Origin of the sequence: Bacteroides sp. AF39-16AC, from assembly GCF_003602735.1 — a bacterium.
Lineage (GTDB): Bacteria > Bacteroidota > Bacteroidia > Bacteroidales > Bacteroidaceae > Bacteroides > Bacteroides uniformis.
On the sequence record NZ_QTLN01000051.1, the window covers coordinates 1 to 6,236 of the forward strand.

Below are 6,236 nucleotides of genomic sequence, written 5' to 3' on the forward strand. Positions count from 1 at the left end.
GTGGTATTGGTGGACACGGGAAACTCCTATCAGGGCTTGTGCGGCATGATCCGACGCAAGACAGGCGGAGCGGACGGTGTGTATTTCACCTACACGGAAGATAAGCCCATCAGCTTCAACCCGTTCTACACCGACGATTACATCTTCGACGTGGAGAAGAAGGACAGCATCAAGACCCTGTTGCTGACGCTCTGGAAGTCGGAGGACGACAAGGTGACAAAGACGGAGAGCGGCGAGCTGGGCAGTGCCGTGAGTGCCTATATTGAGCGCATCCAATCCGACCGTAGCATCGTGCCGTCGTTCAACACCTTCTACGAGTATATGCGTGACGACTACCGCAAGGAACTGGCACAGCGTGACATCAAGGTGGAGAAGTCCGACTTCAACATCGACAACATGCTCACCACCATGCGGCAGTATTACCGGGGCGGGCGTTACGATTTCCTGCTCAACTCCACGGAGAACATCGACCTGCTCGGCAAGCGGTTCATCGTCTTCGAGATAGATTCGATTAAAGAAAACCGCGAACTGTTCCCCGTCGTGACCATCATCATCATGGAAGCCTTCATCAACAAGATGCGGCGGCTGAAAGGCGTGCGGAAACAGCTTATCGTGGAAGAGGCTTGGAAGGCCCTCTCATCGGCGAACATGGCTGAATATCTGCGCTATATGTATAAGACGGTCAGAAAATATTACGGCGAGGCAATCGTGGTGACGCAGGAGGTGGACGACATTATCAGTTCTCCGGTGGTCAAAGAGAGCATTATCAACAACTCGGATTGTAAAATCCTGCTTGACCAAAGGAAATATATGAACAAGTTCGACCAGATACAGGCGTTGCTCGGACTGACGGAAAAGGAGAAGTCGCAGATACTCTCCATCAACATGGCGAACAACCCTTCACGGCTCTACAAGGAGGTGTGGATAGGCTTGGGCGGCACGCAGTCGGCGGTCTATGCCACGGAGGTCAGCGCGGAAGAGTATCTGGCGTACACCACCGAGGAAACGGAAAAAGTGGAGGTTTACCGTCTGGCGGAGAAGCTGGGCGACGACATCGAAGCCGCCATCCGGCAGCTTGCCGAAAGGCGGAGAAACAAGGAATAACTAAAAAACAGAATGTATCAACCAAAAAAGAAAAACGCGTATGAATTTACCAAAAGTGAAAATGCTGCAAGTCAGCAAGTGCCTTATCGGATTGGCGGTCATGATGCTGCAATCCTGCGACGTGGCCGACAACCGCCGCGACATGCTGTGCGGGAACTGGGAGAGCGTGGAGGGAAAACCTGACGTGCTTATCTACAAGGAGGGCGAAGCCTACAAAGTGACGGTGTTCCGTCGTAGCGGTCTGCGCCGCAAGCTCAAGCCGGAAACCTATCTCTTGCAGGAGGAGAACGGCAACCTGTTCATGAACACCGGCTTCCGCATCGACGTGTCCTACAACGAGGCCACGGATGTGCTGACTTTCTCGCCAAACGGGGACTATGTGCGGGTGAAGCCGCAGCCGGGACATCCGACCGAAGAATAACAACCACTAAAATCCAAAGTAACATGAGAACAAGAATAACAATGATTATCTGCCTGTGCCTGCTTTTCGCGGGCAGGGCAAGCGCACAGTGGGTCGTAAGCGATCCGGGCAATCTAGCGCAGGGCATCATCAATGCCTCCAAAAACATCATCCATACCTCCAAGACCGCCACGAACATGGTGAGCAACTTTCAGGAGACGGTGAAAATCTATCAGCAGGGCAAGAAGTATTACGATGCCCTCAAATCGGTGAACAATCTGGTCAAGGACGCCCGCAAGGTGCAGCAGACCATCCTGATGGTGGGCGACATCACAGACATCTATGTGAACAGTTTCCAACGGATGCTCCGTGACGGGAATTTCAGACCCGAAGAGCTTTCCGCAATCGCTTTCGGCTACACGAAACTGCTGGAGGAAAGCAACGAAGTGTTGACGGAACTCAGGAACGTGGTGAACATCACCACGCTCTCCATGACCGACAAGGAGCGCATGGACGTGGTGGAACGCTGCCACTCGAAGATGAAGCGTTACCGCAACCTCGTGAGCTACTACACGAACAAGAACATCTCCGTGAGTTACCTGCGTGCGAAAAAGAAGAACGACCTCGACCGCATCATGGGGCTGTACGGGAACATGAACGAAAGATACTGGTAGCCTATGAAGTTCGACAACCTTCATCAGATTTTACGTTCACTTTATGAGCAGATGATGCCGCTGTGTGGGGACATGGCTGGTGTGGCGAAAGGCATCGCCGGGCTGGGTGCGCTGTTCTACGTCGCCTACCGGGTATGGCAGTCGCTGGCGAGAGCTGAACCGATAGACGTATTCCCGATGCTCCGTCCTTTTGCCATCGGTCTGTGCATCATGTTCTTCCCGACTGTGGTGCTGGGCACGATAAACAGCATCCTCTCACCCGTCGTACAGGGCACGGCAAAGATGCTGGAGGCGGAAACGCTGGACATGAACCGATACCGGGAGCAGAAGGACAAACTGGAATACGAGGCGATGGTACGCAACCCCGAAACCGCCTACCTCGTGTCCAACGAGGAATTTGACAAGCAACTGGAGGAACTCGGCTGGTCGCCCTCCGACATGGTGACGATGGCGGGAATGTATATCGACCGGGGAATGTACAACATGAAGAAGAGCATCCGCGACTTCTTCCGCGAGATACTCGAACTGCTGTTCCAAGCCGCCGCCCTCGTGATAGACACCGTCCGCACCTTCTTTCTCGTGGTGCTGGCGATTCTCGGTCCGATAGCCTTCGCCCTGTCGGTATGGGACGGTTTCCAAAACACGCTCACGCAGTGGATATGCCGCTATATACAGGTCTATCTGTGGCTACCGGTATCGGACATGTTCAGCACCATACTGGCGAAGATACAGGTTCTGATGCTGCAAAACGACATCGAGCGGATGCAGGCAGACCCGAACTTCTCGCTGGATTCGAGCGACGGGGTGTATATCGTATTCCTCTGCATCGGCATCATCGGCTACTTTACCATTCCCACCGTTGCGGGCTGGATTATCCAAGCCGGAGGCATGGGCGGTTACGGTCGCAACGTGAACCAGATGGCGGGACGAGCCGGAAGCATGGCGGGCAGCGTGGCGGGTGCAGCCGCAGGAAACGCAGTCGGACGTGTCGGCAAATTGCTGAAATAATCAATGTGCAATCATAAATTGGAAAATATAAATGGAATTCAAATCACTTAGAAACATCGAATCGTCGTTCAGGCAGATACGCCTGTTCGGTATCGTCTTCCTCTCGCTGTGCGCCGTGGTGACGGTGTGGAGCGTGTGGAACTCCTACCGTTTCGCAGAGAAGCAACGGGAGAAAATCTATGTGCTGGACAACGGCAAGAGCCTGATGCTCGCCTTGTCTCAGGATTTGTCGCAGAACCGCCCGGCGGAGGCACGGGAACATGTGCGCCGTTTCCACGAGATGTTCTTCACGCTATCACCTGAAAAAAGCGCGATTGAACACAACGTGAAACGTGCCTTGCTGCTGGCGGACAAGAGCGTGTACCACTATTATTCGGACTTCGCGGAGAAGGGGTACTACAACCGCATCATCGCCGGGAACATCAACCAAGTGCTGAAGGTGGACAGCGTGGTGTGCGACTTCAACGCCTATCCCTACCGTGCCGTGACCTACGCCACGCAGAAAATCATCCGGCAAAGCAACGTCACCGAGCGCAGCCTCGTGACCACCTGCCGCCTGCTGAACGCATCGCGGTCGGATGACAACCCGAACGGTTTTACCATCGAGGGTTTCACCATCATTGAGAACAAGGATTTACAGACTATCAAACGGTAACAGGACATGAAAAGTATCAGAAAATCAATGTGGGGCATGTATTGGAAACTCCACGACAAACGGAAACGCTTGGCGGCAAGTCTCAAAGGGTATCTGGACGGCTTGCCGCCGGAAACACGCCGCCGCATCGTGCTGGGGATGTTCGCCGCCTTCGCGGTGCTTGCCCTTTACACCTTCGGCAGAGCCGTCTATGACATCGGCAGGAACGACGGCTCACATATGGAAACGGGACACGCCGGACGGGTGGAACTGCCGACCCCGGCGGAAACAGGCAATCACTTAACACCTTATTTATATGGAACAGACAAAGAATGAACCGACGAAAGAGAACAAAGCTGCTCCCGAAACGGGGAAACCGAAAAAGGAGCGCGAACCGCTGACAGAGGCGCAACGGCTGAAACGGCAGAAGATGATCGTGCTGCCCGCTATGGTGTTGGTGTTCATCGGGGCGATGTGGCTGATATTCGCCCCGTCCTCCGGCAAGGAGCAACCGCCGGGAACGGACGGATACAACACCGAGATGCCCGACGCTGACAAGGCGAACCGGCAGATTATCGGCGACAAGCTGAAAGCCTACGAGCATGGGGAGATGGAAGAGCGTCAGGAGAGCCGCAACCGTGCCATCGGGCAGCTGGGCGACATGTTCGACCGCGAGATAGCGGGAACGGAGAACGGAGTGGACTTCGACCTCGCCAATCCGGGCGGCAAGGAAGAAAGGGCAAAGCCAGCCACGCCGCAGACCATCCAGTCCTCCGCAGCCGCCTACCGTGACCTGAACGCCACGCTCGGAAACTTCTACGACCAGCCGAAAAACGACAATGCGGAGATGGACGAATTGTTGGAGCGCATCGCATCGCTGGAGTCGGAACTGGAAAGCGAGAGGGGCAAGGCTTCCTCTATGGACGAGCAGGTGGCTCTTATGGAGAAGTCCTACGAGCTGGCGGCAAAGTACATGGGCGGTCAGAACGGAGGACAGCCATCGGCGGAACAGAGGGCAGAGCCAACTACCGTGCAGAAAGGGAAGAAGAACAAGGCAATGCCTATCAGACAGGTGGAGCATCAAGTAGTTTCTTCACTCTCACAGCCTATGAGTAACGCGGAGTTTGTCGCCGCCTTATCGCAGGAACGCAACCGGGGTTTCAACACGGCTGTCGGCACGGCGGAGGTATTGGACAGGAACACCATACCGGCGTGCGTGCATGGGGCGCAGAGCGTGACGGACGGGCAGACGGTAAGGCTGCGCCTGCTGGAGCCTATGGCGGTGGCAGGCAGGACAATACCCCGGGGTGCGGTGGTGGTCGGCACGGGCAAGATACAGGGTGAGCGGCTCGACATCGAGATTACCTCGCTGGAATACGACGGCACGATTATCCCCGTGGAGCTTGCGGTCTATGACACGGACGGACAGCCCGGCATCTTCATCCCGAACTCGATGGAGATGAACGCCGTCCGGGAGGTCGCCGCCAACATGGGCGGCTCGCTGGGAAGCAGCATCAACATCTCCACCAATGCCGGGGCGCAGCTCGCCTCCGACTTGGGCAAGGGGCTGATACAAGGCACGAGCCAGTACATCGCCAAAAAGATGCGAACCGTCAAGGTGCATCTGAAAGCCGGGTACAGGGTCATGCTTTACCAAGAAAAATATTGAAAACAATAAAAATTACCACTAAAATCCAAAAGTAATGAGAAAAGTAATCATCATGTTTGCCCTCGCTATGGGCATCATAACTGCCAACGCGCAGGAGAATGTAACCGTTGAAACGACCAACGGAAGTGAACAACCGACCTTGACGAAGGAGGTCTATCCGCAGAAGGAGGCGGACGGCGACCTATATCACGGGCTGTCACGCAAGCTGACCTTCGACCGCATGATACCGCCGCACGGTCTGGAAGTGACCTACGACAAGACCGTCCACGTCATTTTTCCGGCGGAGGTGCGCTATGTCGATTTAGGCTCGCCCGACCTGATTGCCGGGAAAGCCGACGGAGCGGAGAACATCATCCGTGTGAAGGCTACCGTAAGGAATTTTCCCAACGAAACGAATATGTCCGTCATCACGGAGGACGGCAGTTTCTACACCTTCAACGTGAAGTACGCCGCCGAACCGCTGTTGCTCAACGTGGAGATGTGCGACTTCATCCATGACGGCAGCACGGTGAACCGCCCGAACAACGCGCAGGAAATCTATCTGAAAGAGCTGGGCAGCGAAAGCCCGATGCTGGTGCGCCTTATCATGAAGTCCATCCACAAACAGAACAAGCGCGAGGTGAAGCATATCGGCTGCAAGCGTTTCGGCATCCAATACCTGTTGAAAGGCATCTACACGCACAACGGCTTGCTTTATTTCCACACGGAGATAAAGAACCAGAGCAACGTGCCTTTCGATGTGGACTA

At 55.0% G+C, this 6,236-nt stretch carries 8 protein-coding genes; all 8 read left to right on the forward strand.

Annotated features, from left to right (window positions below):
- A partial coding sequence (locus DW039_RS20225) for a TraG family conjugative transposon ATPase (protein WP_120382303.1) occupies positions 1-1,104 on the forward strand: 1,104 nt, incomplete at its 5' end.
- Positions 1,105-1,144: 40 nt separating this feature from the next.
- Positions 1,145-1,525 carry a DUF3876 domain-containing protein gene (locus tag DW039_RS20230; RefSeq protein ID WP_004291516.1) on the forward strand — a complete coding sequence of 127 codons (381 nt, stop codon included), beginning with the start codon at positions 1,145-1,147 and terminating at the stop codon, positions 1,523-1,525.
- A 23-nt stretch (positions 1,526-1,548) separates the two neighbouring features.
- Positions 1,549-2,178: a DUF4141 domain-containing protein gene (locus DW039_RS20235; protein WP_004304283.1), complete on the forward strand. Its 630-nt coding sequence runs from the start codon at positions 1,549-1,551 to the stop codon at positions 2,176-2,178.
- Positions 2,179-2,181: 3 nt separating this feature from the next.
- On the forward strand, positions 2,182-3,186 hold the full coding sequence (traJ, locus tag DW039_RS20240; RefSeq protein WP_004291518.1) for a conjugative transposon protein TraJ: 1,005 nt from the start codon (positions 2,182-2,184) through the stop codon (positions 3,184-3,186).
- Between the two features lie 31 nt (positions 3,187-3,217).
- Positions 3,218-3,841 carry a conjugative transposon protein TraK gene (traK, locus tag DW039_RS20245; RefSeq protein ID WP_004291519.1) on the forward strand — a complete coding sequence of 208 codons (624 nt, stop codon included), beginning with the start codon at positions 3,218-3,220 and terminating at the stop codon, positions 3,839-3,841.
- A gap of 6 nt (positions 3,842-3,847) precedes the next feature.
- The gene (locus DW039_RS20250; protein ID WP_004291520.1) at positions 3,848-4,156 is read left to right on the forward strand and encodes a TraL conjugative transposon family protein; all 309 of its coding nucleotides are present in this window, start codon (positions 3,848-3,850) and stop codon (positions 4,154-4,156) included.
- On the forward strand, positions 4,137-5,489 hold the full coding sequence (gene traM / locus DW039_RS20255) for a conjugative transposon protein TraM (RefSeq protein ID WP_004291521.1): 1,353 nt from the start codon (positions 4,137-4,139) through the stop codon (positions 5,487-5,489). The genes DW039_RS20250 and traM overlap by 20 nt, the downstream gene beginning before the upstream one ends.
- 34 nt (positions 5,490-5,523) lie before the next feature.
- Positions 5,524-6,236: conjugative transposon protein TraN (traN, locus tag DW039_RS20260; protein ID WP_120382304.1), on the forward strand; the 713-nt coding region annotated here is incomplete at its 3' end.

Excerpts from the sequence above, each read along its gene's own strand:
- DW039_RS20230 (WP_004291516.1), top strand. The coding sequence starts at position 1,145 with ATGAATTTACCAAAAGTGAAAATGCTGCAAGTCAGCAAGTGCCTTATC.
- DW039_RS20235 (WP_004304283.1), top strand. The coding sequence starts at position 1,549 with ATGAGAACAAGAATAACAATGATTATCTGCCTGTGCCTGCTTTTCGCG.
- traJ (WP_004291518.1), top strand. The coding sequence starts at position 2,182 with ATGAAGTTCGACAACCTTCATCAGATTTTACGTTCACTTTATGAGCAG.
- traK (WP_004291519.1), top strand. The coding sequence starts at position 3,218 with ATGGAATTCAAATCACTTAGAAACATCGAATCGTCGTTCAGGCAGATA.
- DW039_RS20250 (WP_004291520.1), top strand. The coding sequence starts at position 3,848 with ATGAAAAGTATCAGAAAATCAATGTGGGGCATGTATTGGAAACTCCAC.
- traM (WP_004291521.1), top strand. The coding sequence starts at position 4,137 with ATGGAACAGACAAAGAATGAACCGACGAAAGAGAACAAAGCTGCTCCC.